At 61.4% G+C, this 26,067-nt stretch carries 24 protein-coding genes, 2 tRNA genes and 1 riboswitch; of the genes, 13 read left to right on the top strand and 13 right to left on the bottom strand.

The features are described 5' to 3' along the window. Positions 1 to 115: 115 nt before the first annotated feature. A complete protein-coding gene (locus NKT35_RS03005) occupies positions 116 to 1,330 on the top strand; it encodes an MFS transporter (RefSeq protein WP_254298723.1) in 1,215 nt (404 codons plus the stop codon). Between the two features lie 197 nt (positions 1,331 to 1,527). After that, a complete protein-coding gene (locus NKT35_RS03010) occupies positions 1,528 to 1,722 on the top strand; it encodes a hypothetical protein (RefSeq protein WP_254298725.1) in 195 nt (64 codons plus the stop codon). A 73-nt stretch (positions 1,723 to 1,795) separates the two neighbouring features. Here the strand turns inward: NKT35_RS03010 and NKT35_RS03015 are convergent. The 6 genes from NKT35_RS03015 to hppD form a co-directional block, all read right to left on the bottom strand. After that, positions 1,796 to 1,871 (bottom strand) — tRNA-Phe (locus NKT35_RS03015). Positions 1,872 to 1,880: 9 nt separating this feature from the next. After that, positions 1,881 to 1,956: transfer RNA gene (locus NKT35_RS03020), tRNA-Phe, on the bottom strand. A gap of 136 nt (positions 1,957 to 2,092) precedes the next feature. Next, positions 2,093 to 2,737 carry a maleylacetoacetate isomerase gene (maiA, locus tag NKT35_RS03025; RefSeq protein WP_254298726.1) on the bottom strand — a complete coding sequence of 215 codons (645 nt, stop codon included), beginning with the start codon at positions 2,735 to 2,737 and terminating at the stop codon, positions 2,093 to 2,095. Further along, on the bottom strand, positions 2,730 to 3,707 hold the full coding sequence (locus NKT35_RS03030) for a fumarylacetoacetate hydrolase family protein (RefSeq protein ID WP_254298728.1): 978 nt from the start codon (positions 3,705 to 3,707) through the stop codon (positions 2,730 to 2,732). Before NKT35_RS03030 ends, maiA begins: the two co-directional genes overlap by 8 nt. Positions 3,708 to 3,877: 170 nt before the next feature. Next, positions 3,878 to 5,011, bottom strand: a complete 1,134-nt coding sequence (locus NKT35_RS03035; protein WP_254298730.1) for a homogentisate 1,2-dioxygenase — start codon at positions 5,009 to 5,011, stop codon at positions 3,878 to 3,880. A 109-nt stretch (positions 5,012 to 5,120) separates the two neighbouring features. Further along, the gene (hppD, locus tag NKT35_RS03040) at positions 5,121 to 6,197 is read right to left on the bottom strand and encodes a 4-hydroxyphenylpyruvate dioxygenase (protein ID WP_254298732.1); all 1,077 of its coding nucleotides are present in this window, start codon (positions 6,195 to 6,197) and stop codon (positions 5,121 to 5,123) included. 419 nt (positions 6,198 to 6,616) lie between these two features. On the opposite strand from hppD, the gene NKT35_RS03045 reads away from it, so the two are divergent. After that, on the top strand, positions 6,617 to 7,102 hold the full coding sequence (locus tag NKT35_RS03045) for an Lrp/AsnC family transcriptional regulator (RefSeq protein WP_254298734.1): 486 nt from the start codon (positions 6,617 to 6,619) through the stop codon (positions 7,100 to 7,102). A gap of 291 nt (positions 7,103 to 7,393) precedes the next feature. Next, positions 7,394 to 10,114 carry a ferritin-like domain-containing protein gene (locus NKT35_RS03050; protein ID WP_254298736.1) on the top strand — a complete coding sequence of 907 codons (2,721 nt, stop codon included), beginning with the start codon at positions 7,394 to 7,396 and terminating at the stop codon, positions 10,112 to 10,114. 44 nt (positions 10,115 to 10,158) lie between these two features. On the opposite strand, the gene NKT35_RS03055 is transcribed toward NKT35_RS03050, so the two are convergent. The 3 genes from NKT35_RS03055 to ahcY form a co-directional block, all read right to left on the bottom strand. Further along, on the bottom strand, positions 10,159 to 10,704 hold the full coding sequence (locus NKT35_RS03055; RefSeq protein WP_254298738.1) for a TIGR00645 family protein: 546 nt from the start codon (positions 10,702 to 10,704) through the stop codon (positions 10,159 to 10,161). Between the two features lie 51 nt (positions 10,705 to 10,755). Then, entirely contained in the window at positions 10,756 to 11,592 is an 837-nt protein-coding gene (gene metF, locus NKT35_RS03060; RefSeq protein WP_254298740.1) for a methylenetetrahydrofolate reductase [NAD(P)H], read from the bottom strand. Between the two features lie 125 nt (positions 11,593 to 11,717). Beyond that, positions 11,718 to 13,118, bottom strand: coding sequence for an adenosylhomocysteinase (ahcY, locus tag NKT35_RS03065; RefSeq protein ID WP_254298742.1), 1,401 nt, complete (start codon positions 13,116 to 13,118; stop codon positions 11,718 to 11,720). Between the two features lie 73 nt (positions 13,119 to 13,191). Continuing rightward, positions 13,192 to 13,278, bottom strand: a riboswitch (S-adenosyl-L-homocysteine riboswitch). Positions 13,279 to 13,368: 90 nt separating this feature from the next. Between ahcY and NKT35_RS03070 the strand changes: the two genes are divergently transcribed. The 4 genes from NKT35_RS03070 (at position 13,369) to NKT35_RS03085 (ending at position 18,373) form a co-directional block, all read left to right on the top strand. Continuing rightward, the gene (locus tag NKT35_RS03070; protein WP_254298744.1) at positions 13,369 to 14,973 is read left to right on the top strand and encodes a histidine kinase N-terminal 7TM domain-containing diguanylate cyclase; all 1,605 of its coding nucleotides are present in this window, start codon (positions 13,369 to 13,371) and stop codon (positions 14,971 to 14,973) included. 66 nt (positions 14,974 to 15,039) lie between these two features. Continuing rightward, positions 15,040 to 16,455, top strand: a complete 1,416-nt coding sequence (locus NKT35_RS03075; RefSeq protein ID WP_254298746.1) for an alpha/beta hydrolase — start codon at positions 15,040 to 15,042, stop codon at positions 16,453 to 16,455. Beyond that, positions 16,452 to 17,222, top strand: coding sequence for an ABC transporter ATP-binding protein (locus tag NKT35_RS03080; protein WP_254298748.1), 771 nt, complete (start codon positions 16,452 to 16,454; stop codon positions 17,220 to 17,222). The genes NKT35_RS03075 and NKT35_RS03080 overlap by 4 nt, the downstream gene beginning before the upstream one ends. Continuing rightward, positions 17,219 to 18,373, top strand: a complete 1,155-nt coding sequence (locus NKT35_RS03085) for an ABC transporter permease (protein ID WP_254298750.1) — start codon at positions 17,219 to 17,221, stop codon at positions 18,371 to 18,373. Before NKT35_RS03080 ends, NKT35_RS03085 begins: the two co-directional genes overlap by 4 nt. 71 nt (positions 18,374 to 18,444) lie before the next feature. Here the strand turns inward: NKT35_RS03085 and metK are convergent, their stop codons facing one another. Beyond that, positions 18,445 to 19,614, bottom strand: coding sequence for a methionine adenosyltransferase (gene metK / locus NKT35_RS03090; RefSeq protein ID WP_254298752.1), 1,170 nt, complete (start codon positions 19,612 to 19,614; stop codon positions 18,445 to 18,447). Between the two features lie 78 nt (positions 19,615 to 19,692). Between metK and NKT35_RS03095 the strand changes: the two genes are divergently transcribed. From NKT35_RS03095 to NKT35_RS03115, 5 genes are all read left to right on the top strand, one after another. Beyond that, positions 19,693 to 20,589 (top strand): lysophospholipid acyltransferase family protein, encoded by an 897-nt coding sequence (locus tag NKT35_RS03095; RefSeq protein ID WP_254298754.1) that lies wholly within the window; start codon positions 19,693 to 19,695, stop codon positions 20,587 to 20,589. After that, positions 20,586 to 21,452, top strand: a complete 867-nt coding sequence (locus NKT35_RS03100) for a lipid A biosynthesis lauroyl acyltransferase (RefSeq protein WP_254298756.1) — start codon at positions 20,586 to 20,588, stop codon at positions 21,450 to 21,452. Before NKT35_RS03095 ends, NKT35_RS03100 begins: the two co-directional genes overlap by 4 nt. A 106-nt stretch (positions 21,453 to 21,558) precedes the next feature. Then, positions 21,559 to 22,236 carry a CsgG/HfaB family protein gene (locus tag NKT35_RS03105; RefSeq protein WP_254298758.1) on the top strand — a complete coding sequence of 226 codons (678 nt, stop codon included), beginning with the start codon at positions 21,559 to 21,561 and terminating at the stop codon, positions 22,234 to 22,236. A gap of 25 nt (positions 22,237 to 22,261) precedes the next feature. Beyond that, positions 22,262 to 22,627 carry a DUF4810 domain-containing protein gene (locus NKT35_RS03110; protein WP_254298760.1) on the top strand — a complete coding sequence of 122 codons (366 nt, stop codon included), beginning with the start codon at positions 22,262 to 22,264 and terminating at the stop codon, positions 22,625 to 22,627. A gap of 10 nt (positions 22,628 to 22,637) precedes the next feature. Then, a complete protein-coding gene (locus NKT35_RS03115; RefSeq protein WP_254298762.1) occupies positions 22,638 to 23,294 on the top strand; it encodes a DUF799 domain-containing protein in 657 nt (218 codons plus the stop codon). 58 nt (positions 23,295 to 23,352) lie between these two features. On the opposite strand, the gene NKT35_RS03120 is transcribed toward NKT35_RS03115, so the two are convergent. The 3 genes from NKT35_RS03120 to nuoN all read right to left on the bottom strand — a co-directional run bounded on the left by NKT35_RS03120 (position 23,353) and on the right by nuoN (position 26,064). After that, positions 23,353 to 24,090 carry a ribonuclease T2 family protein gene (locus tag NKT35_RS03120; protein WP_254298764.1) on the bottom strand — a complete coding sequence of 246 codons (738 nt, stop codon included), beginning with the start codon at positions 24,088 to 24,090 and terminating at the stop codon, positions 23,353 to 23,355. 202 nt (positions 24,091 to 24,292) lie between these two features. Continuing rightward, positions 24,293 to 24,586, bottom strand: coding sequence for a DUF2818 family protein (locus NKT35_RS03125; RefSeq protein WP_254298766.1), 294 nt, complete (start codon positions 24,584 to 24,586; stop codon positions 24,293 to 24,295). Between the two features lie 23 nt (positions 24,587 to 24,609). After that, positions 24,610 to 26,064: an NADH-quinone oxidoreductase subunit NuoN gene (gene nuoN, locus NKT35_RS03130; protein WP_254298768.1), complete on the bottom strand. Its 1,455-nt coding sequence runs from the start codon at positions 26,062 to 26,064 to the stop codon at positions 24,610 to 24,612. Positions 26,065 to 26,067: the final 3 nt, after the last annotated feature.

Genomic DNA, 26,067 nt, shown 5'->3' on the forward strand with positions numbered 1-26,067 from the left:
CCAAGAGCAGCCTTTCACTACCACATTGCTGCGATGCAATAATGTTTGACATTGGGATTTTTTGAAAATAGATTTTCATAACTATCTCAAAAAATAAAATTTCCTATTACACGACATGCGCAATCCTTACTTCGCTCTACTCCAAACGCCTGGCGCGCTCTCGCTGGCGGCAGCCGGCCAGTTCGCCAAATTGCCCTCGGCCATGGTCGGCATCGCGGTGATCACCATGCTGGCGCAATCTCGCTACAGTTATGGCGAGGTCGGCGCCATCGCCGCGACGCTGACGCTGTCCTGCGCCTTTCTCGGGCCGCAAATCGCCCGCCTGGCCGACCGTTTCGGCCAAAGCCGCGCCCTGCCGCCGGCCGTCGCCCTCAGCGTGCTGGCGCTGGCCTCGCTGACCGCCGCCAGCCATTTCCACGCGCCGTCTTGGCTGCTTTGCCTGCTCGCGGCAGTCGCAGGCTGTCTGCCCAACATCACGGCGATGACGCGCGCCCGCTGGCCCAATCTGCTGCAGGACAAATCGCTGCTGCCCACCGCCTTCGCGTTGGAAAGCGTCTGCACCGAAATCGCCTTCGTCGTCGGCCCGCCCATCGCCATCGGCTTGAGCTTGTCCTGGTTTCCCGAAGCCGGCCCCATGCTGGCCATCGCGCTGCTCATCGCAGGCATCGCCGCCTTGCTGAAGCAGAAACATACCGAACCACCCGCGCACGCGGTAAAAGGCGACGGCAAGTCCGCCTTGCGGCATAGGGCGGTGCTGCTGCTCGCCAGCCTGATGGCGGCCATGGGCGTCATCGCCGGCACGGTGGACGTTTCCATTGTGGCTTACGCGCGCGAGATCGGCTGGCCGGGCGGCGCCAGCCTGGTGCTGTCCGCTTACGCCCTTGGCTCCTGTATCGGCGGCCTGCTGTTCGGCGCCGTCCGTCCGAACAAGCCGCCACTGCAACTGCTGTTCTATTGCAGCGCCGGCACCGCGCTGTCCACCCTGCCCATCGCCTGGGCCGGCGGCATCGCCTCGCTGGCGTTCTCCATGCTGTTGTCCGGCTTCTTTTTCGCGCCCAGCATCATCCTGGCGCTGCAGCTGGTGGAAAACGCGCTGCCGCGCCACAAAATCACCGAAGGCATGACCTGGCTGGCAACCGGCGTGTATCTCGGCGTGGCGGGCGGCGCGTCGCTGTCGGGCCAAATCATCGACGCCGCCAGCCCCAGGCAAGGCTTTTTGCTGACCCTGGCCGCGGGTTGCTGCGTACTGTCGATTTCCTGGCTATGCGGAAAGCGGCTGGCCGACACGGCGCTGCGCGATGCGGCGGCGGAGTTGGCGGAAGCGAAGTGATAAGGGAAATGCAAAAAGCCGAACGGGGAAGTTCGGCTTTTTTGATCGCGCGCGAAAAGATATCCAAACCGTCTGATCAAGCCGCGAAACAATTCCAAATGAATTTCAATTTGCACCATATAGTCAATATAAATACAATGACAATTGGATGCAAGTCCACTGCTGATTAATTCAAATATTCAATCGAAGGATGCAAAATGCAGCAAAGCGAACAAGGCAAGGCAATGGTTCAGACCATGATGGAATTGAGCGAGACCGAGCTGGAGTTGACCGTCGGCGGCAGCGGCCCGCGTTCTTCCGCAGCCGAGCAAGAATGGAGCTTGTGGGACAGCGTGACCAATTACTTCACCGGCTGGAGCCGTTTCGACCACTTTATCCACAACACGCCGTAAACGCATAGCGCAGCGGACGACAAATCCGGCGCAATGCAAAACGCCCAGCAACAAGTTGCTGGGCGTCGAATTCTGGTGGCCAGTCGCGGAATCGAACCACGGACACGCGGATTTTCAATCCGCTGCTCTACCAACTGAGCTAACTGGCCTTTAGGCTGTGGTGGCCAGTCGCGGAATCGAACCACGGACACGCGGATTTTCAATCCGCTGCTCTACCAACTGAGCTAACTGGCCACTTATCCTCCAGCGCTTGCGCGCCGTCAGAGCCATGCATTTAATCAGAGCCGCCCTTTTGCGTCAAGCGATAATTGCGAAAAGAGCGAAAAAAATGGCCGAAAAATCCGGCCATCTCGAAAAAACAAATGCTTGCCTACACGGCATCCGGCTGTCGGGATGGATGCGCATCGGCAAAAGCCGGTATCGCTTCCAAGGCATCCGCGATCCGAACGATGTTCGGATACGGCGCCAAGTCCACGCCAAAGCGGCGCGCGCTGAATACCTGCGGCAGCAGGCAGATGTCCGCCAAGCTGATGGCATCGCCCACTGCGTAGCGGCTGGGCTGCTCAGCCAGCTGTTGTTCCAGCGCGTCGAAGCCGGTGCGGATCCAATGCCGGGTCCACTCCGTTTTTCCCTCTTCGTCAGCGCCGAAGGTCATCTGCAAGTGCTTGCCCACGCGCGGGTTCTGCAAGGGATGGATGTCGGCGGCGATGGCGAGCGCGATGCTGCGCGCCCGCGCCCGCGTGGCCGGGTCGGCGGGCAGCAGCTTGACGCCGTCCGGATACGCCTCGTCCAGATACTCGCAGATGGCCAAGGACTGGGCGACCTTCACCCCGCCATCATCCAGCAGCGGCACCAGGCCATGCGGATTGATCGCCAGATACTCAGGACTCTTTTGCTCGCCCTTGAGCAGATTCACCGCGCGATACTGATAGGCCAAGCCTTTCAGATTCAGCGCGATGCGCACCCGATAAGCCGCGCTGGAACGGTAGTAGCCGTACAGGACGCGCTCAGCCATGCTTCACCACGGTCTGGGCGATGGCGCCGAAAATGCTCTGTCCGGCCGCATTCTTCATCTCGATGCGCACGCTGTCACCCACCTTCATGAACGGGGTTTTGGCCGCGCCCTGCTCGATGGTTTCGATCATGCGCTGCTCGGCCAGGCAGCAGGAGCCCACCGAGCGGTCCTTGTTCGAGATGGTGCCGGAGCCGACGATGGAGCCGGCAGCCAGTTCGCGCGTCTTGGACACATGCGCCACCAGCTGCGGGAAATTGAACTGCATTTCCACGCCGCAATTGGGCTTGCCGTAGAAAGCGCCGTTGTAGTCCACCAGCAGCGGCAGGTTCACCTTGCCGCCCTGCCAGGCATCGCCCAGCTCATCGGGGGTAACAGCGACCGGCGAGAAGGCGGTGGCCGGCTTGCTCTGGAAGAAGCCGAAGCCCTTGGCCAGCTCGCCCGGGATCAGGTTGCGCAGCGTGACGTCGTTCACCAGCATCAACAGACGGATGTGCTTTTCATCGGCCGGCGCGCCCAGCGGCACATCGCCGGTGATGATCGCCACTTCGCCTTCGAAATCCAGACCCCAGGCTTCGTCGCGCAGCGGGATGTCGGCCGTCGGCGCCAGGAAGGCGTCGGAACCGCCCTGGTACATCAGCGGATCGGTGTAGAAGCTTTCCGGCACTTCCGCGCCACGCGCCTTGCGCACCAGCTCCACATGGTTCAGATAGGCGCTGCCGTCGGCCCATTGATAAGCGCGCGGCAGCGGGCTCAGGCAACGCGCGGCGTCGAAGGACACCTCGTCCGGCACCTGGCCTTGATTCAAGGCGGCGTACACTTCCTGCAGCCGCGGCGCGGCATGCGCCCAGTTGTCCAAGGCGGCTTGCAAGGTGGCGGCGATGGCGGGCACCGCCACGGCGCGGCTCAGGTCGCGGCTGACGACCATCAATTGGCCGTCGCGGGTGTGATTGTGATAAGTGGCTAATTTCATCTTGATGTTCTTTCTGCTTGCGGCCGCTGCGGGCCGCTCCTCTATATCGATTTTTCAGCTTGGCAGGCGCGCGATCGCGCCGCGAGCCGAGCTTGGTGGGTAAAGCTCACGGTGCGCATCCCACCGCGAGCAATACAGCGCCGGGATCGGCTCGCGCAGCCGCAATGGCGTCAGGCCTGTTTGGGCTTCCAGCTGTCCACATAGCCCTGCCACTCCACGCGATCCAGCCCTGGCCCCTGCTCCAGCGCGTCGCGGGTGTCTATCATCACCGCCACCTCGTCGGTGAACTTCTTCGGCTCGGTCATCGCCTTGGCGAAAGCCTTCGGATGCGGGCCATGGGTGAAGCCGGCCGGGTGGAAGGTCAGCATGCCAGGTTTGATGTTGTCGCGGCTGAAAAAGTCGCCGGCATGATAGAAGATCACTTCATCGTAATCGTCATTGTTGTGATAGAACGGCACCTTCAGCGCGCCCGGATCGGACTCTATCGGCCGCGGCACAAAGGTGCATACCACGAAGCCGTCAGCGACGAAGGTGGTGTGAGCTGACGGCGGCAAGTGGTAGCGATGGCTCATCAACGGCCGGATGTCGCGCCAGTTGATCCGCGCCACGCTGTTGTTGCCGTGCCAGCCGATGGCGTCGAGCGGGTTGAAGGGGTAGGTGACGATGGACAAGGTGCCGCGGCGCTTGATCACCACTTGCCACTCGTCTTCGGTTTGCTGCGCCTTGAAAGCGTCGTCGATGGCCGGCACGTCCAGCATCGCCTCGTCGAAGATGGCGTGCGGGCCCACCAGGCCTTTTTCGGGCAATTGATACGCGCCGTTGCTGGTTTCGATCAGCAGCATGGTGGTGGGGCTGGCCGGCTCGATGCGCCAGCTGGTGGAGCGCGGCACCAGGATGTAGTCGCCGTCGCGATAGCTCAGGTGGCCGTAATCGCAGAACAGCTCGCCGCTGCCGCCGTGGATGAACAGCAGATCGTCGCCGTCGGCATTGCGGAACAGCTGGGTCATCGCCTTGTCGCAGCGCCACAGGCGCAGCTTGCACTGGGCATTGTGCAACACCAGCGGCGCGTCCCAGGGCGCGGCCGCGTCGTGCGGCAGCTCGTTCAGGTCGAAGGCGCGCGGACGCAGCGGGCCTTCCCAGGCGCTCCAGCCGGTGGGCGCGTGCTTGTGGTGCATATGGGTGGCCGGGCCGAAGAAGCCGCTGCGGCCCACTTCGCGCTCGTAAATGCCTTCAGCCGGCAGATCGACGTGCGCCTGGCGCGAGATGATCCCCTCGCGGTGCGGGAAACTGATCCATTTACGCATTTTGGAATGTCCTGTCGCGCGGCCATCCAAGAACAGCCGCGCCTTGCATGTCTTCACGGCGAAAGACCGCGCCGCGCCCACGCCGGGACGCGGCGGCGGCCAGGAGCGATCAGTCTGCCTTCAACACGCCGCGGCGGATCTGGTCTTCTTCGATGGACTCGAACAAGGCCTTGAAGTTGCCTTCGCCGAAGCCCTGGTTGCCCTTGCGCTGGATGATCTCGAAGAAGATCGGCCCGATGACGGTTTCGGTGAAGATCTGCAACAGGATGCCTTCCACCGGCGCGCCGTCGATCAGGATGCTGTTCTTCTTCAGGCGGGCGACGTCCTCGCCGTGATTCGGCACGCGGACATCCACTTTTTCATAATACGTGTCCGGGGTATCCAGGAAGCGGGTGCCCTGCGCCTTCAGCGTTTCCACCGTGGCGTAGATGTCTTCGGTGGTCAGCGCGATGTGCTGGATGCCCTCGCCCTTGTATTCGCGCAGGAATTCCTCGATCTGGCTCTTGTCGTCGGACGATTCGTTGATCGGGATGCGGATCTTGCCGCAAGGGCTGGTCATGGCCTTGGACACCAGGCCGGTCAGCTTGCCTTCGATGTCGAAGTAGCGGATTTCGCGGAAGTTGGCGATGCCGGTGTAGAAATCGGCCCAGGTAGCCATATGGCCGCGCGCCACATTGTGGGTCAGGTGGTCGATTTCGGTCAGGCCGACGCCGTAGGGATGCTGATCCACGCCGTCCAGCGGCACGAAGTCGATCTCGTAGATGTCCTTGTCTTTGCCGTAGCGATCGACGAAGTACAGCGCCGAGCCGCCGATGCCTTCCACGGCCGGAATGTTCAGCTCCATCGCGCCCACCGGGCGCTGATAGGGCTTGGCGCCGTGCGCAAGCGCGTATTCATACGCCTTGGCGGCATCCTTGACGCGCCAGGCCATCGCACAAGCGGACGGGCCGTGCGCCTGGGCGAACTCGCTGGCCGGCTGGCTGCGCTCGGCGTTCAGGATGAAGTTGATGTCGCCCTGGCGGAACAGGCAGACGTCCTTGCTGCGATGGCGGGCGATCTCGGTAAAGCCCAGCGACACGAACAGCTTGCGCAGCTTTTCCACACCCTCCGCGTCCGGGGCGGTGTACTCCACGAACTCGAATCCGTCGGTGGCTAGCGGATTTTGCAGCATGGCTTCCATTTTCATCAGTTTCTCCTCTGTTTGTGATGGCCCGCGGGACAAAACCGCGCGGGTAGAACAAGTTTGAGCACAACTTGTAAACGTCCTCAGGCGAACCGCGTTATGTAAGCAGGCCGCCCTTCTCCCTCTGTAGCGGGGAGTTGGCAATACCAAGGGTGGACAGGAGCGGAGTCAAGAGAAGGCGGCATGCGGCAAACTCATGCGGCAGGCGCCGGAAGCCGGTGGCAGCGCGGCGAACTCTCCTCTGAACAACCGTTTTATCTGTTTCACACTCGTTCGACATGCGTCGGCAGTCTTTGCTGCCGTTTGCTGAATTTAGGCTTTTTATTCTATGGAAAGCGCGTGGCAATTATCTTGCTAAATAGCTTAGCCTAGTCGATATTGAAGAATAAAATGTCTCAACATACCGATATACAGGAGAAAATATGCCAAGTCTCACATTAGACAAGACAGACTTGCGTATTCTGGCCGAATTACAGCATGACGGCCGACTAACCAACGTCGAGCTGGCCGAACGCGTCGCCCTATCGCCTTCGCCTTGTCTGCGCCGGCTGAAACAGTTGGAAGAGTCGGGCGTGATTCGCCAATACGTCGCCCTGCTCGACCCTGCCCATATCGGTCTGGGGCTGCAGGCCTGGGTGCGTGTCACGCTGGAAAAGCGCGGCAACCTGCATCTGCAAAGCTTCATCGATGCGGTGCAAAACTGGCCGGAAGTCATCAATTGCTTCGCGATGACCGGAGAAATGGACTACCTGCTGCAGGTGTACTTCGAAGACATGGAGCACTTCTCGCGCTTCGTGATGGACGAGTTGCTGCAGCACCCTGGCGTGGAAGACGTGAAGTCGAGTTTCGTGCTGAAAGAAATCAAACGCACCACGGCCCTGCCGCTGGGCCAGATGCGCAGCATTTGATGATTGTCAGACAAAAAATGGCCCTGCGGGGCCATTTTTCATTTCAGAACGCCTGCCCAAGGCGACAAACAGCCCGGACAAGCAAACCGCTCGGTGCAAACTCTCTTTATCATCAATTTAACAACACTTTTCAACTGGACTTTATACATCGCCGTCCCGCCCGGATTATCAATCAACCATCTTGCGCGCAAAACTCCATCGGACTATCCATTTGAATTAAAAATAACAAAAGCATCACGCCCTGCCCGGTAAGACAAGAAGTGTCCGTTCTTCAATCCAGAAAGGCGCGCCATGAGCTATCTCAGTCTTCCCCGCTTAGTCTTCGCCGGCCAGTTCCAGGCCGACCCCTCCACGGTCAACAATGACCCCGAGCATTTCGACGACCGCCATTTCCAATCCAGCTACCAACTGCTGGGAAATGATTCCAACTTTAGCAATAACGGCTGGTGGAACCCTGCCGGGACCGGCTCCTGGCGGTTGCGGCACTGCCAAGTCACCAGTGTTTGCTATCAGGATGGCAGCCAGTCCGTCGACCCGAACTACGATCCGGTCATCGGCCTGCCCTTGACCGATGCCGACAATCGCGTCGCAGGCAAGATCGTGGATCTGGACCCGGAACAACAGATGGTTTCTCAACTGTGGGGCTTTTCGGTCACTCTGGGGCCCGCCGGTTCGCCGATTCGCTTTCGCGGCGACTTCGCCGTCGCGCCGTTTGCCGACATCTGGTGCATCGTCAACCATTCCGGCTTCAGCAACAGCACCGCCGCCGCGTATTACCAATCCGTGCTGGAAAACCTGAATTGGTTCTCTACCGATGCCGCTCAGTCGGGCTCTCGTTTCTTGCGGGAACTGTTCCAGCATGCCGCCGGCGCGCCGGCGCGGCTAAGCATCAAGTTCAACATCGATGGCTATGACGACGAACCCGACAGCGCCGGCTTCACCTTCGGCCGCATCGTCGGCTGTATAGGCTTGAGCCTAGACGGCGAGCCTCGCCACTTCGTCCCCGGCCGCCGGCTGTTTGCCGTGAGCAACCCGTCTCCAGCGGCCAGCCTCAATGACGCCATCGCGGTCATTGAGCAGAATCGGCTGACGCTAGATCTGGGCAACAGCCTGCCCACCGCCAGTTCTGGCGGCCCCCGAAGCGACAATGGCCCGCTGGCGCTGGTATCGCAGCCCGGCGTCAACGGCGAGCCTTATCTGCTCTTGGGAGAAATCGATTACCGCGCGCCCGGCTGGCATGAGCGCACCGCCGGGATTGTTTCCTTTCCGCTGACTCAGCAAACGGCTGACCGCATTGCGGCGCAACCTTTGGCCTTGCAACAACTCTCAACGCAGCTCGACATTCTGCAAGAGAATGCCAATGGCCAGTGGGTGCGCGCCGATCAGTTCGTCTACCGGATGAGCCCGAACGACGCGGCGGAAGTCAAATTCTACGCCAGCCAGTTCGGCCAGCCGCTGCCCCAGGCCCAGATCAGTCTGACGCTGGACCCCAGCGCCTTGCAGGGACAGCAGCAACAAGGCCCTATTCCCGGCCCCACGCCCGGCATGCCGACGCAGGCAATGGAGTTTGCCAAGAGCCTCACCACCAATGCCAGCGGCCAGGCCACGCTGCGGCTGCATGCCGGCGATCCAGGCAATCCGCGCGGCTATATCGACGGACAGGTGTACTGCATAGGCTACCAACTAGGCCCTCAAGCGCCGCAGATAGGCAGCCAGAGCAATTACGCCTTTCAGATCAGCGCGCTGATCTTCGACGCTTACGTCCAACCCGCCACGCCGGATTGGATGCATGATGTGCGGCCCATCCTGCAGCAATACGCAGACCTGTATCCGATCATGCGCAAGATCGTCGATCTATCCAACTACGCCAGCCTGCTCCGCAATATTTACGCGCTGAAAAACGTATTCAGCGCGCCCGAGCATGACCCCAATTACATGCCCGTCACCCGAGACTTGTCGCCGGCCAAACGCAAGATGCTGCTCGCCTGGCTGGACCATCCGGTCTACATGCGTATGGACTCGGTCGAGGAGTTGAAAGAAGCGCTGCAACTGGCGATAGAGCTGGAGCATGCGACGCTGCCGCCTTATTTGACCGCGCTGTTCAGCATCAAGCCGGGCTGCAACACCGAGGTGGCCGCGCTGATCCGCAGCGTGGCGATGGAAGAAATGCTGCACATGGCCTTGATGTCCAATCTGCTGATCGCCATCGGCGGCAAACCGCGCTTCAACCACGCCCGCTTCATTCCCGACTATCCAGGCTCGCTGCCGGGCGGATTGCGCGCCGATCTGCAGGTGCGGCTGCGCAAGTGCTCGATCGAACAGCTGCGCGCCTTCATGTCAATCGAGCAGCCCGCTGCCATGGCGGAGCCCGTGAGCGGCCAAATCACGTCAGCCGACCCGCTCATTCCTTCCGACAACACCATCGCCTGGTTCTATGACAAGATCACTCAATCGCTGACAACCTTGAGTCAGCAGGGCAAGATCCGCTTTGGCCATCCTGAGCGGCAGGTCACCGACTGGCCCGGCGCCGGCCAGCTCTATCTGATCGACAGCCTGGAGACCGCGCTGCAGGCCATACGCGAAATCCAAAGCCAGGGCGAAGGCAATAGCCCGGATGACCCTTGCGATGTCGATCACGAGCTGGCGCACTATTACAAGTTCGCGCAGATCGTGAATGGCAAGCGGCTGGTCAAGACGACGCAGGGCTATGAATACAGCGGTCCGGAGGTGCCCTTCGATCCGCAAGGAGTGTGGCCGATGCAGGATGATCCCATGCTCAGCAGCTTTCCGCCGGGCTCGCGCGCCAGATTGCTGGCAACACAGTTCAATCACAGCTACCACGCCATGCTCAACGCGCTGCATGAGGCGTTCAATGGCGAGCCGACGACGCTTGGGCAAGCGGTCAGCCTGATGCGCAGCCTGCAACTATCGGTGCAGCAACTGGTGCAGACGCCATCCGGCCGCGATGACGGCCTCAATGCGGGTCCGACTTTTAGTCGACCAGCCCGCTAAGTCCCGGTAGGGCTATCCGCCTGGCGGATAGCCCTGCCGCTTGCTCAATGCGAAGCGTGCTGAGCGGTGGCGCCGGCCAGCAGCTTATCGGTGTAAGCGATGGCCGCCGCCGACAACAAAAAGGCCAGATGCAGGAACAGTTGCCACTTGATGGTGTGCTCGTCGATGCGGCTGGCGTTGATGAAAGTTTGCAGCAAGTGGATGGAGGAGATACTGATGATGGCCATCGACAGCTTCACCTTCAACACTGAGGCGTTGACATGGTCCAGCCACTCCGGCTGGTCCGGATGGCTGTCGATGCGCAGCCGCGACACAAAGGTTTCGTAGCCGCCCACCGTCACCATCACCAGCAGGTTGGCGATCATCACCACGTCTATCAGCCCCAGCACCGCCAGCATGATGTCGGTTTCGGTCAGGTGGTTCAGCCCTTCCAGAAGCTCCCACAGCTGCGCGAGAAACTTCCAGGCGTATACGCCCTGCACCACGATCAGGCCCAGATAGATGGGCAGTTGCAGCCAGCGGCTGCTGAAAATCACCTGCCCCAGCAGCGATTTTCGGACTTCAGGTTGTTGGGTGGTTTGGTCTTGCATTGGCTTGTCCCGTGTGTATTGCCGACGGCCGCGCCAGGCGGCCGCCGCGCGTCACAGGCCCAGCCTCTGCCAGATGGTGGAGACCAGGCCCGCCTGATTCAAGGTATAGAAATGCAGCCCCGGCGCGCCGCCTTGCAACAGGCGGTCGCACAGCTCGGTCACCACATCCAGGCCCAGCGCGCGGATGGACGCGGTGTCGTCGTAATAGGCTTGCATCCGCAATCTCAGCCAGCGCGGCACTTCCGCTCCGCACATATCGGAAAAGCGACAGAGTTGGCCGAAATTGGAGATCGGCATGATACCGGGCACGATGGGGATGTCCACCCCTCTCGCGCGCGCCTCATCGACGAAGCGGAAATAGCTGTCGGCGTTGAAGAAGTATTGCGTCATCGCCGAGTTCGCGCCGGCCCGCACCTTGCGCACGAAATTGTTCAGATCGTCCTCGGCCGAGCGCGCTTGCGGATGGAACTCCGGATACGCCGCCACCTCGATGTGGAAGTGGTCGCCATGCTCGGCGCGGATGAACTCCACCAGCTCGTTGGCGTAGCGGAACTCGCCGGCCGCCACCATGCCGGACGGGATGTCGCCGCGCAAGGCCACCAGATGGCGGATGCCGTTGTTGCGGTACTCGTTCAGGATGGCGGCGATATTCTCGCGGGTGGAGCCGATGCAGGACAAGTGCGGCGCAGCCGCCTGCCCCTCGCTGCGGATTTCCAGCACGGTAGACAAGGTGCCGTCGCGAGTGGTTCCGCCGGCGCCGAAGGTCACCGAGAAGAATTGCGGTTTGAACTGGGCCAGTTGCTGGCGCGTGGTGCGCAGCTTGGCGATGCCTTCCGGCGTCTTGGGCGGGAAAAACTCGAAGCTGAAGGTGCGTGGCGTCTGTGTCATGGTGATCCTCTCTATCGCTGTCCTGGCTAGCCTGCCGGTCTGCCGCCGGCTATGGTTTCGTTTCCGCCTAAAAAAACGGACAGCTCCATTCTAGGGTCGCTGTCCGTTTCGCCTTGGTTCAAAAATCAATAACGATAGTGGTCCGGCTTATAAGGCCCTTGCTTGGGCACGCTGATATAGGCCGATTGCAGGTCGGACAACTCGGTCAGGCGTGCGCCGATGCGGGCCAGGTGCAGGCGCGCCACTTTCTCGTCCAAATGCTTGGGCAGCACATACACTTTCTTGTCGTACTTATTGCCATTGGCGAACAGCTCGATCTGCGCCAGCACCTGATTGGTGAAGCTGTTGGACATCACGAAGCTCGGATGGCCAGTGGCGCAGCCCAGATTCACCAGGCGGCCTTCGGCCAGCAGGATCACGCGCTTGCCGTCCGGGAAGATGATGTGATCGACCTGCGGCTTGATGTTGTCCCATTGATACTGGCGCAAGGACGCGACTTCGATCTCGCTGTCGAAGTGGCCGATATTGCAGATGATGGCGTTGTTGCGCATCTTCTTCATGTGCTCGTGGGTGATCACGCCGACGTTGCCGGTGGCGGTGACGAAGATGTCGGCCTGATCGGCCACCTCGTCCATGCGCACCACGCGGTAGCCTTCCATCGCCGCCTGCAGCGCGCAGATCGGGTCGATCTCGGTCACCCACACGGTGGCGCCCAGGCCGCGCAAGCTTTGCGCGCAACCCTTGCCCACATCGCCGTAGCCCAGCACCACCGCCACTTTGCCGGCCACCATCACGTCGGTGGCGCGCTTGATGCCGTCCACCAGCGATTCGCGGCAGCCGTACAGATTGTCGAACTTGGACTTGGTGACCGAGTCGTTGACGTTGATCGCCGGGAAGGGCAGATGGCCATCCTTTTCCAGCTGATACAGTCGGTGCACGCCGGTGGTGGTTTCCTCGGTCACGCCCTGGATATGCTCAAGACGCTTGGAATACCAGTGCGGATCCACGGCCAGATGGCGCTTGATCGAGGCGAACAGCGCGGTTTCTTCTTCATTGGTCGGGTGGGCGATCACGCCGATGTCCTTCTCCGCCTTGCTGCCCAGCATCAGCAGCAAGGTGGCGTCGCCGCCGTCGTCCAGGATCATATTGGCCGGCTGGCCTTCGGGCCATTCGAAGATCTTGTGGCTGAAGTCCCAGTACTCGTCCAGGCTCTCGCCCTTGAAGGCGAATACCGGGATTTCGGCTGCGGCGATGGCGGCGGCGGCGTGGTCCTGAGTGGAGAAGATATTGCACGAAGCCCAGCGCACTTCCGCGCCCAGCGCGGTCAGCGTTTCGATCAGCACCGCGGTCTGCACCGTCATGTGCAGGCTGCCGGCGATGCGCGCGCCGCGCAGCGGCTGGCTGGCGCGGTACTCGTCGCGCGTAGCCATCAGGCCCGGCATTTCGGTTTCGGCGATGTTCAGCTCCTTGCGGCCCCAGGCGGCAAGGCTGATGTCAGCAACGTGAAAATCGGAAAAATCAGCCATCGTGAGCAATCCTTGTTCACGCAGCCGGAAGGGATGGGGCTCACCCGTCATCCCGTACCCGCTACGGTAATGAGTCAGGTGAGCGTCGTTGACTGGCGCTGAGCGCCATCCGCGATTCCCGAGCCTGGGGCGGTTTCGCCTCGCAACGCTCCTCGGGATGTTCCGTGATTATACCTAGCCATTCAAGAAATGATAGGAGTTGTCATGTCAAAGCGATAAACTATTCCAAACGTATATTTCCAGTCGGCCCATGCACTTCGTTTTCACACCTCTGGCGGCACTTTCAGGTCTGGCGGCGCTGATTTCCGCAGCCATCTGCATCATGGCCTGGAACCGCCGACGCTTCGCCGGGGTGGGCGGCCTGGCCTTGCTGATGGCGTCGGTGGCATTCTGGTCGGCCGGCGCGATGTGCGAATTGTCCGTCACCAGCATAGCCGCCAAGGTGTGGTGGTCCAAGATCGAATACATCGGCACGCTCAGCACGCCGGTGCTGTTTTTCCTGCTGGCGCTCGATTACAACCATATCTATCTGCTGCGCAGCCGCCGCTGGCTGTGCGTGCTGTTCGCGGTGCCCCTGCTCTGCCTGCTGCTGGCCTGCACCAATGAATGGCATCAGCTGATCTGGACCAGCTATCGCTACAGCCCATCGGGCTACAATCTGTTGATTTACGGCCATGGCCCCGTGTTCTGGCTGGGCGTGGCCGGCTATTCCTATCTGATGATGCTGCTGGGCAGCTTGCTGATGATCCGGGCCATGCACTATTACCCGGCGCACTTTCGCGGCCAGTCCATCATCCTGTTGCTCAGCGCCACCGCCCCCTGGTTTGGCAATGTACTCTACCTGACCGGCACCTTCCCCCTGCATGGACTGGACCCGACGCCGCACTCCTTCGCCATCACCGGCATCGTCTTCGCCATCGATCTGCTCTACCTGCGCCAGCTTTACCTCGTGCCGGTGGCGCGCGCCCGCGCCTTCGAGGCCATGGGCGACGGCATCGTGGTGGTGGACCATCAGTTGCGCATCCTCGATCTCAACCCAGCCGGCGCCCACATGCTGGGCAGGCCGCTGGACGCGCTGCAAGGCGGCACGCTGCCCGCGCCCTGGCTGGACATCCGCATGCTGGATGAGGATGGCAGGCATCTGGAGTTGATGTCGCCGGAGGGCGGCAAGATTCTGGACATCCGCGCTTACGCGGTGGATCAAGGCAACAGCGCCGCGCACACGCGCATGCTGGTGATGCGCGACATCACGCTGCGGCGCGAAGCGGAAGATGCGCTGAAAAACGCCAATCAGCAATTGATCGAACGATTGGCGGAAATCGAACAACTGCAAACCGCGCTGCGCGAACAGGCCTTGCGCGACCCGCTCACCGGGCTGTTCAACCGCCGTTATCTGGACGAAACCTTCGAGCGCGAGAAAAACCGCGCCGAGCGCGAACGCCACCCCATCGCGGTGGCGATGATAGACCTGGACAATTTCAAGCGCATCAACGATCAGCATGGCCACCAGATGGGCGACCAGGTGCTGCGCTCGCTGGCCGGACTCTTGCAAAGGGAAAGCCGCGCCGCCGACATTGTCTGCCGCCTGGGCGGAGAAGAGTTCCTGGTGCTGCTGCCGGGCAGCGACGCCGAACAAGCCCGCCAAAGAGTGGAGCACTGGCGATGCCTGTTCGCCGCCATGCTGCATGTCAGCCAACGCCAAAGCTTCCACACCAGCTTTTCCTGCGGCATCGCCGCCCTGCCCGACCACGGCGCGGACTTGCATCAACTGTATCAACGAGCCGATCAGGCCCTGTACCAGGCCAAGGCGGCGGGTAAAAACCGCAGCTGCCTGGCTGGCGAATCGGCAAACTGATTGGCAGGAATCATTGCCAAATCCAATCATCCATGTCATTAATTGCATTTTTTAAATACCAATGGCATGAAACATATCGCATGGATTCTGGCTTTGGCGCTCCCCGCAGCCCAAGCCGCGCCCGAGCTGAATTGCTACATTCCCGGCAAAGGCAAGCCCGCTCATTGCGGCGAACTGCGGCGGCCGTTGAACCCGCAGCGGGCCGACGGACCCGGCATCTCCATCCGCTACATCGTGATTCCGACCAAGGCCCCACATCCCGGCCATCCCGTCTTTTTCCTGGCAGGCGGCCCCGGGCAAAGCGCCAGCCGTTTTGCCGGCGCGCTGGCTCAGCTCTTGAAAGAAACCAGCCGCAAGCACGATCTGGTCTTTGTCGATCAGCGCGGCACCGGCCAATCCGCCCCCTTGCCCTGCCCGGAAGATAGCCGGCAGGGCAGCGATCCCGCGCGCTACGCTGGCGAATGCCTGCAGCGCCTAGCCAAGACGCCATGGGGCCAACCGCAATTCTTCACCACCTCGATAGCCGCCCAAGACATGGAGGCCGTTCGCCGCCACCTGGGCTATGGCAAAGCGGACCTGCTGGGCGTGTCCTATGGCACGCGGCTGGCGCTGGAGTGGCAGCGCCAGTACCCCGACAGCATAGACCGCCAATTGCTCGATAGCGTCGTTCCGCCGGACATCAACCTGCCCTTGAGCGCCGCCGTCGACGCCGACCGCGCGCTGAGGCAATTGCTGCAACGCTGCGCGGAAGACCAAGACTGCAAGCGGCGCTATCCGCAATTAAGCCAGCGGGTGGCGGATTTGTTGAACCATTTGCCGCCGACAATCAAACTGCCGCGCCTGAGCGGCGGCATCCACGAACAGGCTGTGCCTCGCGAGCAGATTCTGGATTGGATACGCCAGCCTTTGTACGCTCCGGCCAGCAGCCGCGCCCTGCCCGCCGCCCTGTACGCCGCCAGCCAGGGCAATTGGCTGCCGCTCTCCGGCCTGGGGCAACAAGGCGGTCGCCAATTAGCCTACGATCCGCTCGCCATCAGCCTGGGCATGCACTTGTCCGCGGTCTGCGCCGAAGACATGCCGCTTTACCGCCCGGCAGCCGCGCCAGCCGGGCTGTTCGGCGACGGCTTGGCCAAGCGTTACCGCCAAATGTGCGCGCAATGGCCGGTTAGCCCGGCGCCCGCCGCGTTTTATCAGCTGACACCCAGCGCCGGCGCCGTCTGGATGCTGGCCGGCAGCGCCGACCCCATCACTCCGCCTCGGCACGCGCAGCGTCTGGCCGGGGTCCTGGGACGCAACGCGCGCGTCAGCGTCATTCCCAATGCCGGCCACAATGTCATCGGCCTGGCCTGCCTGCCCCAAGCCGCCGCCGAATTTTTCGACGCGCCGGATTCCGCCGCCGCGCTGAAAGTCGATATCCATTGCGCAGACAAGCTCCCCGCCGCCCGCGCCTTCGTTCCGCCCAGCGTGGAGAACCCGTCATGATACAGATCGAAAACCTGAGCAAGACCTTTCCGGCGCGCCGCGAAGGCTGGAAACGACGACCGCCGGTCGTGGCCGTAAACGGCCTGAACTTCCGCGCCGAGCGCGGCCGCATCACCGGCTTGCTGGGCCCGAACGGCGCGGGCAAAACCACCACGCTGCGCATTCTGGCCGGACTGATGCAGGCCGACCAAGGCGTGGCGACCGTAGATGGGCTGGATGCCCGCGCCCAGCCGCTGGCGGTGCGCGCGCGCATCGGCGTGCTCAGCGATGGCCGCGGCCTGTATCCGCGGCTCAGCGCGCGAATGAATCTGGCTTATTTCGGCCGTCTGCAAAGCCTCAGCGAGACTCGCATCGCCGAGCGCATCGAGGAACTGTCGGCCTTGCTGGACCTGACGCCCTTGCTGGACAGACGCTGCGCCGGTTTCAGCACGGGAGAGTCCATGCGCATCGCGCTCGCCCGCGCCATGCTGCATCAACCGGACTATCTGATCCTGGATGAGCCGACCAATGGCCTGGACGTGCAGGCCACCCGCCATCTGCGCGACATTCTCCGGCATCTGAAAACCGCCGAGGGCGGCAGTTGCGGCATCGTCTTGGCCACCCACATCATGCAAGAAGTGGAAAGACTGTGCGACGACGTGACGCTGATCGTCGCCGGCCGCCACCGCAATCAGGGCAGCGTGGCGGAACTGAACCAACAAGCCGGTTGCGACAATTTCGAGGATAGCTTCGTCCGGCTGGCCTTTGAACAAGGGAGCGCGCGATGATGCGGACCTGGTTCGCCATTGTGGCGAAAGAATTGGTAGACGCGCTGCGCGACCGCAAAACGCTGTGGCTGATCCTGGCGCTGCCGCTATTGAACGGCACCGTGATGATAGGCATGGCCAGCTTCATGGTCCAGGAAGCGGAAAGCCAACAGCAAGAGAAACAACTGCTGCTGGATCACCGGGAATACGCCCCGGCCTTGAGCAACTACCTGGAGCGGCAAGGCTTCCAGCTGCAGCCGGCGCCCGCCGATTACAGGCAGCGCATCAGCAAAGGCGAACTCAAGCAAGCCGTGCTGGCGGTGCCGCGCGGTTTCGACGCCAGCGTGGCCGCCGGCGAAGCGCCGCAACTGGACATTGTCAGCGACAACAATAACCGGCTCTCCAGCGGCAATGCCGATCAGCTGGAAAAACTGCTGGAGGGCTACCGCCGGGAAGTCGTCAGCCTCAGCCTGGCATGGCATGGCCTGCCCGATGCGCTGCAACGCCCCTTCACCCAGGAGTATCAGGAGCTGAGCAATCCCAACGGCTCGATGATGGGGCCGATGATCAGCATGGTCTTGCTGTTGACGCTGAGTTCCATCGCCATGCTGGGCGTGCTGGACAGCACCGCTGGCGAACGCGAACGCGGTTCGCTGTTTCCCTTGATGCTGAATCCCGTCTCCGGCCGCACCCTGGTGTATGGGAAATGGTTTGCCGTCTTGTTGCAGTGCTGCATCGTCGTGGTGCTGCAATTGGTCAGCATGAAGGCCGCTCTGGCTTTCAGCCCAGGCAGCGTGCAGCAAATGATGGGATTTGGCTGGCTGCAGGCATGGCAAGGCCTGGGACTGCTGCTGCCGCTGGCGGCGCTGCTCGCCGCGATGTTCATGGCGCTGGCCAGCCAAGCCAACTCTTATAAAGAAGGGCAGGCCAAATGCAATGTGCCGCTCATGCTCATCTCCTTCATGCCTGCGGCGCAGATGCTCAACACCACCGGCCGCGACATTCTGTGGCAGCAATTGGTGCCGGGCCTGGCGCAATCCAAGCAACTGACAGCCTTGCTGCAAGGCCGTCCCCTGGATAGCGGCCTGCTGCTGGAAAGCGCCGTCATCACCTTGGCCCTGGCCGCGCTGGCGCTGGAGCAGGCGCGCCGCACCTTGACGCGCGCCGCCTGAAGAAGCGGGTTCTAGACGTAAAAAAACCGCCGAATCGATTCGGCGGTTTTTCTTTTCCTGCTCGCGGAGAATTACAGACCGGCGTCGGCGCGCAGCGCTTCCACCTTGTCGGTGCGTTCCCAAGTGAATTCCGGCTCTTCGCGGCCGAAGTGGCCGTAAGCCGCGGTCTTGCCGTAGATCGGACGCAACAGGTCCAGCATCTGGATGATGCCCTTCGGACGCAGATCGAAGTGCTTCTTCACCAGTTCCACGATCTTTTCGTTCGGAATATTGTTGGTGCCGAAGGTATCCACGGCGATCGAGGTCGGCTCGGCCACGCCGATGGCGTAGGAAACCTGGATCTGGCACTGGCGCGCCAGGCCGGCGGCGACGATGTTCTTCGCCACGTAGCGGCCGGCGTAAGCCGCCGAACGGTCCACCTTGGACGGATCCTTGCCCGAGAAAGCGCCGCCGCCGTGCGGCGCCGCGCCGCCATAGGTGTCGACGATGATCTTGCGGCCGGTCAGGCCGCAATCGCCCATCGGGCCGCCGATGACGAAACGGCCGGTCGGGTTGATCAGGAACTTGGTTTCTTCGGTGATCATCTCCGGCGGCAGCACCGGCTTGATGATGTCTTCGATCACCGCCTCGGTCAGCGTCTTGTGGTCGATGTCCGGGCTGTGCTGAGTGGACAGCACCACGGTGTCGATGCGCTTGGGCAGGCCGGTGGCGGCGTCGTACACGCAGGTGATCTGGCTCTTGGCGTCCGGACGCAGCCACGGCAGGCGGCCGTCCTTGCGCAATTCAGCCTGGCGCTGCACCAGACGGTGCGCGTAGTAGATCGGGAACGGCATCAGCGTCGGCGTTTCGTCGCAGGCGTAGCCGAACATCAGGCCCTGGTCGCCGGCGCCCTGGTTCAGGTCCAAGCCCTCGCCTTCGTTCACGCCCTGGGCGATGTCCGGCGATTGCTTGTCGTAGCAGGCCATCACCGCGCAGCCGCGGTAATCGAAGCCCAGCTCGGAGTCGTCGTAACCGATGCGCTTGATGGTTTCGCGCGCGATCTTGATGTAATCGATGTTGGCGGTGGTGGTGATCTCGCCCGCCAGCACGACCAGACCGGTATTCACCAGCGTTTCGGCAGCCACGCGAGCGTGCTTGTCTTCGCGCAGGATGGCGTCCAGAATCGCGTCGGAAATCTGGTCGGCGACTTTGTCCGGATGGCCTTCGGATACCGATTCAGAGGTAAACAGGTATTCACTCATTTATTATGCGTTCCCAAAAAAATACAAAACCTTGTGATGGTAAAATAGGCCGCTTTCAGACCAAGACTGCTCAGATCCATGTCCAAGCTAGTCCAATTATTGCTGTCTGTCCTGGCGCACCTCCCCTTATCCTGGCTACAAGGTTTGGGTGCCGCTCTGGGGCGACTGACTTATCACGCCTCCCCCCGCTTCGCCGCGAGGCTGCGAGAGAATCTAAGTTCTAGTAAAATCTACGAAAATTATCAGGTTTTACCAGCAAAAGTCAATCAATGCGCCGCCGAGACCGGCAAGGGCGCGCTGGAGTTGTCCATCGCCTGGTGCCGCAGCCCGGAAGACATCGCGGCCATGGTTCAATCCTGCCAAGGTTGGGAGCATGTGGATGAGGCTCTGGCTCGCGGTGACGGTATTATATTCGTAACTCCGCACTTAGGCAGCTATGATATCGCCGGACGTTATATCAGTTCCCGCCTGCCCTTCCCCTTGACTGCCATGTACCGCCCGCCCAAGCTGCAATGGCTGGAACCGGTGATGCAGGCCGGCCGCGCCCGCGGCAAGGGCAAGACCGCACCCGCCACCGCCGCCGGCGTGCGCGTATTGATGAAAGCGTTGAAATCCGGCGAAGCCACCATCATCCTGCCCGATCAGGTGCCCGGCAACGGCGAAGGCGTCTGGGCGCCGTTTTTCGATCAGCCGGCCTACACCATGACCCTGGTGCCGCGGCTGGCGCAAATGAGCGGCGTGACCACGCTGTTCTTCGTCGGCGAGCGTTTGCCGCGCGGCCAGGGCTTCGTCGTGCATATCCAGCCCTTGACCCAGCCCTTCAGCGGCGACAAGGAGGCCGACTGCGCCTTGATGAACGCGCAAGTAGAAAACCTGATTCGCCGCTTCCCCAGCCAGTATCTGTGGAGCTATAACCGCTACAAGTGCCCGGCCGGCGTCAGCCGTCCGGAGACAGAACAACAAGGACACGCATGAAATTCGCTTTCGCCCTGTTATGGCTGATCCGCCTGTTGCCGATGCGGACCATCGGCCTGATTGCCGCCGGCATGGGCAATATCGCCTATTTGCTGGCTGGCGGCCGCCGCCGCGTCGGCCTGATCAATCTCAGGCTGTGCTTCCCCGATATGCCGCTGGCCGAGCGCAGACGGCTGATCCGCAAAAACTGCCAGCACATGATGCGCATGGTGCTGGAATACGGCGTGTGCTGGTGGAGCTCCGCCAAGCGCATCGACAGCCTGGTCGACATCAAGAACCTGCACTACGTCACCGAACTGCGCGAGCAGGGCGAGGACGTGATCCTGTTCTACCCGCACTTCGTCGGTTTCGAGATGTGCGTTTACGCGCTCAATCAATACATTCCGCTGGTCAGCGTTTATTCGCACCAGAAGAACGACACCTTGGACCGCCAGATCTACGCCGGCCGCCAACGCTATGACAACGCCTACATCGTGTCGCGCCAGGAGGGTCTGCGACCGATCATCAAGGCGATGCGCAAGGACCACGCCCCCTTCCTGTACCTGCCCGATCAGGACTTCGGCGTGCGCGATTCACTATTCGTCGATTTCTTCGGCGTCAAGGCCGCCACCATCACCGGCATGTCGCGCATCACCAAGCTGGCCCGCGCCAAAGTGGTGCCGGCCATCGCCCGCCGCGTCGGCGACCGTTTCGAACTGGAGTTCTACCCGGCTTGGGATGATTATCCGAGCGAGGATATCGAAGCCGATACCCGCCGCATGAACGCCTTTCTGGAAGAGCGCATCCGCGAAATCCCGGACCAATACTTCTGGCTGCACAAGCGATTCAAGAGCCGTCCGCAAGGCGAAGCGCGTTTCTACTGAGCCGAGTCAATGCCAATTCAATAAGCGTTACATCCCCCGGCCTACTTGAGTTATATTATTAAGCTTTCTTAAGTTTTTTCTTATAATTATCAAGGCTCAATAATAAATGTTGAAACGATCCATTGTAACTCTCGCCCTGGCCGGCACCGCGGCAACCCTGGTGGCCGGTTGCGCCACCGAAAGCTCTCAAGCACTCGCAGTTCAACAAGTCGCCAGCGCCGGCACGCCATACAACGGCCCGCGCTCGCCGATCTCGGTCGGCAAGTTCGACAACCGCTCCAGCTATATGCGCGGCATCTTCTCGGACGGCACCGACCATCTGGGCAACCAAGCCAAGACCATCCTGATCACCCATCTGCAGCAAAGCAACCGCTTCAATGTGCTGGATCGGGCCAATATGGAAGAGATCAAGCAGGAAGCCGGCCTGAAGAAGCAAGCGCAGACGCTTAAGGGCGCGGATTATGTGGTAACCGGCGATGTCACCGAGTTCGGCCGCAAAGAAGTGGGCGATCAGCAACTGTTCGGCATCCTGGGCCGCGGCAAAGAGCAAGTCGCCTACGCCAAGGTGAATCTGAACATCGTCAACACCCTGACCTCGGAAGTCGTCTACTCCGCGCAAGGCGCCGGCGAATACAAGCTGTCCAACCGCGAAATCATCGGTTTCGGCGGCACAGCCAACTACGACTCCACGCTGAACGGCAAGGTGCTGGACCTGGCGATCCGCGAAGCGGTCAACAACCTGGTGAAGGGTGTCGATTCCGGCGCATGGCAACCCGCTAAATAATCTCGCGACAACAATAAATCAGACAATGAAAACGAAGAAAACCCTGAGCAGCGCAGCTGCCGCTTTCGCTTGCGCTGCGCTGCTGTCCGCCTGCGCCGGCGGTCCGCCCACGCTGTACCAATGGGAAGGCTATCAGCCTCATGTTTACGCCTATCTGAAGGGCGAGGCGCAAGACCCGCAGAAGCAGATCGCCGAAATGGAAGAAGGCCTGCACAAGATCCGCTCCTCCGGCAGGCATGAACCCCCGGGCTACCACGCCCATATGGGGCTGCTGTACGCCTCGGCCGGCCAACTGGACAAGATGAACGACGAATTCCAGACCGAGAAGAAACTGTTCCCGGAGTCGTCCGCCTATATCGACTTCCTGCTCGCCAAACAGAAGCAATCCTAAGGAGCCCGCCATGCTGAAACTCTTCGCGAAAATGGCGTGCATCGCCGCCGTGGCCATGCTTGCCACCGGCTGCGCCAGCTCGGTCAAGCGCGACTACACCGCCTACAAGCAAAGCCGTCCGCGCACGATTCTGATTCTGCCGCCGCTGAACGAGTCGCCCGATGTCAATGCCACCAATGGCGTTCTGGCGCAAATGACCTATCCGCTCGCCGAGGCTGGTTACTATGTGTTGCCGGTGACGCTGGTCAATGAAACCTTCAAACAGAATGGTCTGACCGTCGCCGGTGAAATCCACAACGTGCCGCCAGCCAAGTTGCGCGAAATCTTCGGCGCCGATGCCGCGCTTTACACCACCGTGAAACGCTATGGCGTCCACTACTCGGTGCTGGACAGCGTAGCCGAAGTGTCGGTGACCGCGAAACTGGTGGATCTGAAAACCGGCCAGGAATTGTGGGAAGGCAGCGCTGCCGCGAACAATGGCGGCAGCAACAACTCCGGCGGCGGCCTGATCGGCGCGCTGGTCAATGCCGCCATCAAGCAGATCGTCAACAATGTCACCGACGCCACCTACCCGGTGGCAGGCGTAACCAGCAATATGCTGCTGACCGCCGGCCATCCCAACAGTGTGCTCTACGGCCCGCGTTCGCCGATGTTCGGCACCGACTGAGCGTCTGACCGATGAAGCAGCCGCCCGCCCTTCTGGCCGGGCGGCTTTTTTTCGTCTGTTACCAAGCCTGCAAGATAAACGGCTGCGCGCAGCTGTCCTCGTACTCGCCGTCCGGCGTATCGACGAACGATTCCTTGGCCGGGAACGATGCCAATTGGTCGGCTTTCAAGGTAAACCAGAACTGCGTCAGCACATTGCGGCCCTGCTTGTCCTTGCCGCACTGCAGTTGCAGCGAGCGGCGCTGATCGGTGCCGAAAGACTGGGAGAAGGCGTCTTCCAGCGCTTTGCGCGTGCGCGTCTGGCCGGCTTGCTCCAAAAGATAGTCGCCGAATTTGCTGTCCACCACCGCCTGGCGCATCGTCATCGCGGTTTCGAAAAACTGCGCGGCTGGAAAACCAAAACACTGCGCATGTTTGACGTACTCATGCAACTGCAGATCATCCTGCAGTTGCGGCATAACCTGCTTCAACTCCTGCTGCGTTTGCGGCGGCAGCGCCGGCACCGCATGGATGTGCGGGAAGAAGGCGCAGCCCTTGGCCCACCATTGCTGCACCGGCACTTTTTGATCGATCAGGCTTTGCGGCTCCGACGCCCACAGGCCATGCAGGCCGATCAAAACCTCATTCGACTGTTCCGGCAGACAGCCCGCGCCAGTGGCGCAAAAGCCCGGCTGCCAGGTCAAGGCATAGGTGTAACGCGGAAAGTCAGTATGCTGGGCCGGTTTCAGGGGTTCGGCATGCGCAATCGCGCCAGCCAGCGCCAGGGCGGAAATCAGACAACGGATCATAGTTTTCATAATGCCTCGCAGAAATGAATAGCCCGATTTTGAATCAGGCGCGTCGCGACATGCAAATGTCAATTCTTTCCGCCCGCGGCGCAAGCCCTAAAAAACAATTTAACAAACTAGATCGCCTCGCGAGATGCGGCATCGGCCTTAAGCGCGGGCAAACAAAAAGCGCTGCCGAGGCAGCGCTTTCGCGGATAAGGGCTTTGGCCTATCAGCCCGGCTTGCGCCAAAAGTAGCGGTAGACGAAGCCTGGAAAGGCCGCCACCAGAAACAGCGCCAGCGTGGTGACGTAGAACTGCCAATGCTGTTCATGCACCGGCATTTCCCTCGCCTCCAGCAAGCGGGCCAAGCCGCCCATCAGGCCGAACAGCACCGCCAATTCCAGCGCCTGCCAGCCGAAATGCTTGTTCGCCACCCGCACGAAGCCCGCCACTTTAGTCGTGACGAAAGGCAGGTTGGCGGCCAGCGCGGCCAACAGAAGCAGAATGGTGATGCTGGACGGCATGATGTTTCCCTTTTCCCTTTACATTACAGCGCGGTCAGCGATTGACGCATCGCCTGCACGCACAGTTCCACCACCGACTCCGGCAAGATGCCCACCACCAGCAAGGCCAGCGCATTGATGGACAGCACCAGCTTCATGTCGGCGCGAACCACGATGGGCGACTTGTCTTCGGCTTCGTCGAAGTAAATGGTCTTCACTACGCGCAGGTAGTAATAAGCACCGATCACCGACATCAGCACCGAGAACACGGCCAGCTTGACCATGCCGAGGCTGAGGATGGACTTGATCACCACGAACTTGGCGTAGAAGCCCACCAGCGGCGGGATGCCGGCCATCGAGAACATGGCCAGCGTCATCAGGATGGCGTACCAGCTGTTGCGGCTGTTCAGGCCGCGCAGGTCGTCGATCTTCTCGCACTCGAAGCCCTGGCGCGACAGCGCCAGCACGATGCCGAAGCTCACCATAGACATGGCCACGTACACCACGGCGTAGAACAGCGCGGCCGAGTAGCCCTGCTGGGTGCCGGACAGCACGCCCAGCAGCAGGAAGCCCATGTGCGAGATGGTGGAGTAAGCCAGCATGCGCTTGATGTTCGTTTGCACGATGGCTGTGATGTTGCCGATGGCCATCGACAGCACGGCCACGATCACCAGCATCGATTGCCATTCGCCGACCAGCACGTCCAGGCCCTGGGCCAGGATGCGCAGCACGAACACGAAGGCGGCCAGCTTGGGCGCGGCGCCGACCATCAGCGTCACCGAAGTCGGCGAGCCCTGGTAAACGTCAGGCACCCACATGTGGAACGGCACGGCTCCGAGCTTGAAGCTCAGGCCGGCGACGATGAACACCAGGCCGAAAATCAGCAGCACCGGGTTGTCGGAGTGCGACTTGATGGACTTGGCGACGGCAGCCAGCTCCAGCGAGCCGGTGGCGCCGTAGATCATCGAGATGCCGTACAGCAGCAGGCCGGAAGCCAACGCGCCCAGCACGAAGTACTTCATCGCCGATTCGGTGGCGGACACCGAGTCGCGTTGCAGCGCGATCAAGGAGTACAGCGCCAGCGACAGCAGTTCCAGGCCCATGTACAGGGTCAGGAAGTGCGAGGCGGACACCATCAGGTTCATGCCCAAGAGCGCGAACAAGGACAGCGAGAAGTACTCGCCCTTGAACAGGCCGCGATCGGCGGTGTACTGACGGCTATACACCAGCACGATGGCGGTAGTGGCGTACATCGCCAGCTTCACCAGCGAGGCCAGCGGATCGGCCACGTACATGCCGGAGAAGGTGACGACCGGGTACGGCGTAAAGGTGCAGACCTGGGCGACAGCGGTGCCGACCAGGGTCAGCAGCGTCAGGCCGTAGGTGATGCAGCGCTTTTCATCGGGGATGAAAAGATCCAGCATCAGCACCACCAGCAGCGCGCCGATCAGGAACAGCTCCGGCATCGCGGGTATCAGGTTGAGATCAGCCCAATTCATTTG

The organism is Chromobacterium sp. IIBBL 290-4 (genome assembly GCF_024207115.1).
Lineage (GTDB): Bacteria > Pseudomonadota > Gammaproteobacteria > Burkholderiales > Chromobacteriaceae > Chromobacterium.

What these genes read in the sequence shown, in the direction of transcription:
- NKT35_RS03005 (WP_254298723.1), top strand. Translation starts at nt 116, where the DNA reads ATGCGCAATCCTTACTTCGCTCTACTCCAAACGCCTGGCGCGCTCTCG.
- NKT35_RS03010 (WP_254298725.1), top strand. Translation starts at nt 1,528, where the DNA reads ATGCAGCAAAGCGAACAAGGCAAGGCAATGGTTCAGACCATGATGGAA.
- maiA (WP_254298726.1), bottom strand. Translation starts at nt 2,737, where the DNA reads ATGGCTGAGCGCGTCCTGTACGGCTACTACCGTTCCAGCGCGGCTTAT.
- NKT35_RS03030 (WP_254298728.1), bottom strand. Translation starts at nt 3,707, where the DNA reads ATGAAATTAGCCACTTATCACAATCACACCCGCGACGGCCAATTGATG.
- NKT35_RS03035 (WP_254298730.1), bottom strand. Translation starts at nt 5,011, where the DNA reads ATGCGTAAATGGATCAGTTTCCCGCACCGCGAGGGGATCATCTCGCGC.
- hppD (WP_254298732.1), bottom strand. Translation starts at nt 6,197, where the DNA reads ATGAAAATGGAAGCCATGCTGCAAAATCCGCTAGCCACCGACGGATTC.
- NKT35_RS03045 (WP_254298734.1), top strand. Translation starts at nt 6,617, where the DNA reads ATGCCAAGTCTCACATTAGACAAGACAGACTTGCGTATTCTGGCCGAA.
- NKT35_RS03050 (WP_254298736.1), top strand. Translation starts at nt 7,394, where the DNA reads ATGAGCTATCTCAGTCTTCCCCGCTTAGTCTTCGCCGGCCAGTTCCAG.
- NKT35_RS03055 (WP_254298738.1), bottom strand. Translation starts at nt 10,704, where the DNA reads ATGCAAGACCAAACCACCCAACAACCTGAAGTCCGAAAATCGCTGCTG.
- metF (WP_254298740.1), bottom strand. Translation starts at nt 11,592, where the DNA reads ATGACACAGACGCCACGCACCTTCAGCTTCGAGTTTTTCCCGCCCAAG.
- ahcY (WP_254298742.1), bottom strand. Translation starts at nt 13,118, where the DNA reads ATGGCTGATTTTTCCGATTTTCACGTTGCTGACATCAGCCTTGCCGCC.
- NKT35_RS03070 (WP_254298744.1), top strand. Translation starts at nt 13,369, where the DNA reads ATGCACTTCGTTTTCACACCTCTGGCGGCACTTTCAGGTCTGGCGGCG.
- NKT35_RS03075 (WP_254298746.1), top strand. Translation starts at nt 15,040, where the DNA reads ATGAAACATATCGCATGGATTCTGGCTTTGGCGCTCCCCGCAGCCCAA.
- NKT35_RS03080 (WP_254298748.1), top strand. Translation starts at nt 16,452, where the DNA reads ATGATACAGATCGAAAACCTGAGCAAGACCTTTCCGGCGCGCCGCGAA.
- NKT35_RS03085 (WP_254298750.1), top strand. Translation starts at nt 17,219, where the DNA reads ATGATGCGGACCTGGTTCGCCATTGTGGCGAAAGAATTGGTAGACGCG.
- metK (WP_254298752.1), bottom strand. Translation starts at nt 19,614, where the DNA reads ATGAGTGAATACCTGTTTACCTCTGAATCGGTATCCGAAGGCCATCCG.
- NKT35_RS03095 (WP_254298754.1), top strand. Translation starts at nt 19,693, where the DNA reads ATGTCCAAGCTAGTCCAATTATTGCTGTCTGTCCTGGCGCACCTCCCC.
- NKT35_RS03100 (WP_254298756.1), top strand. Translation starts at nt 20,586, where the DNA reads ATGAAATTCGCTTTCGCCCTGTTATGGCTGATCCGCCTGTTGCCGATG.
- NKT35_RS03105 (WP_254298758.1), top strand. Translation starts at nt 21,559, where the DNA reads ATGTTGAAACGATCCATTGTAACTCTCGCCCTGGCCGGCACCGCGGCA.
- NKT35_RS03110 (WP_254298760.1), top strand. Translation starts at nt 22,262, where the DNA reads ATGAAAACGAAGAAAACCCTGAGCAGCGCAGCTGCCGCTTTCGCTTGC.
- NKT35_RS03115 (WP_254298762.1), top strand. Translation starts at nt 22,638, where the DNA reads ATGCTGAAACTCTTCGCGAAAATGGCGTGCATCGCCGCCGTGGCCATG.
- NKT35_RS03120 (WP_254298764.1), bottom strand. Translation starts at nt 24,090, where the DNA reads ATGAAAACTATGATCCGTTGTCTGATTTCCGCCCTGGCGCTGGCTGGC.
- NKT35_RS03125 (WP_254298766.1), bottom strand. Translation starts at nt 24,586, where the DNA reads ATGCCGTCCAGCATCACCATTCTGCTTCTGTTGGCCGCGCTGGCCGCC.
- nuoN (WP_254298768.1), bottom strand. Translation starts at nt 26,064, where the DNA reads ATGAATTGGGCTGATCTCAACCTGATACCCGCGATGCCGGAGCTGTTC.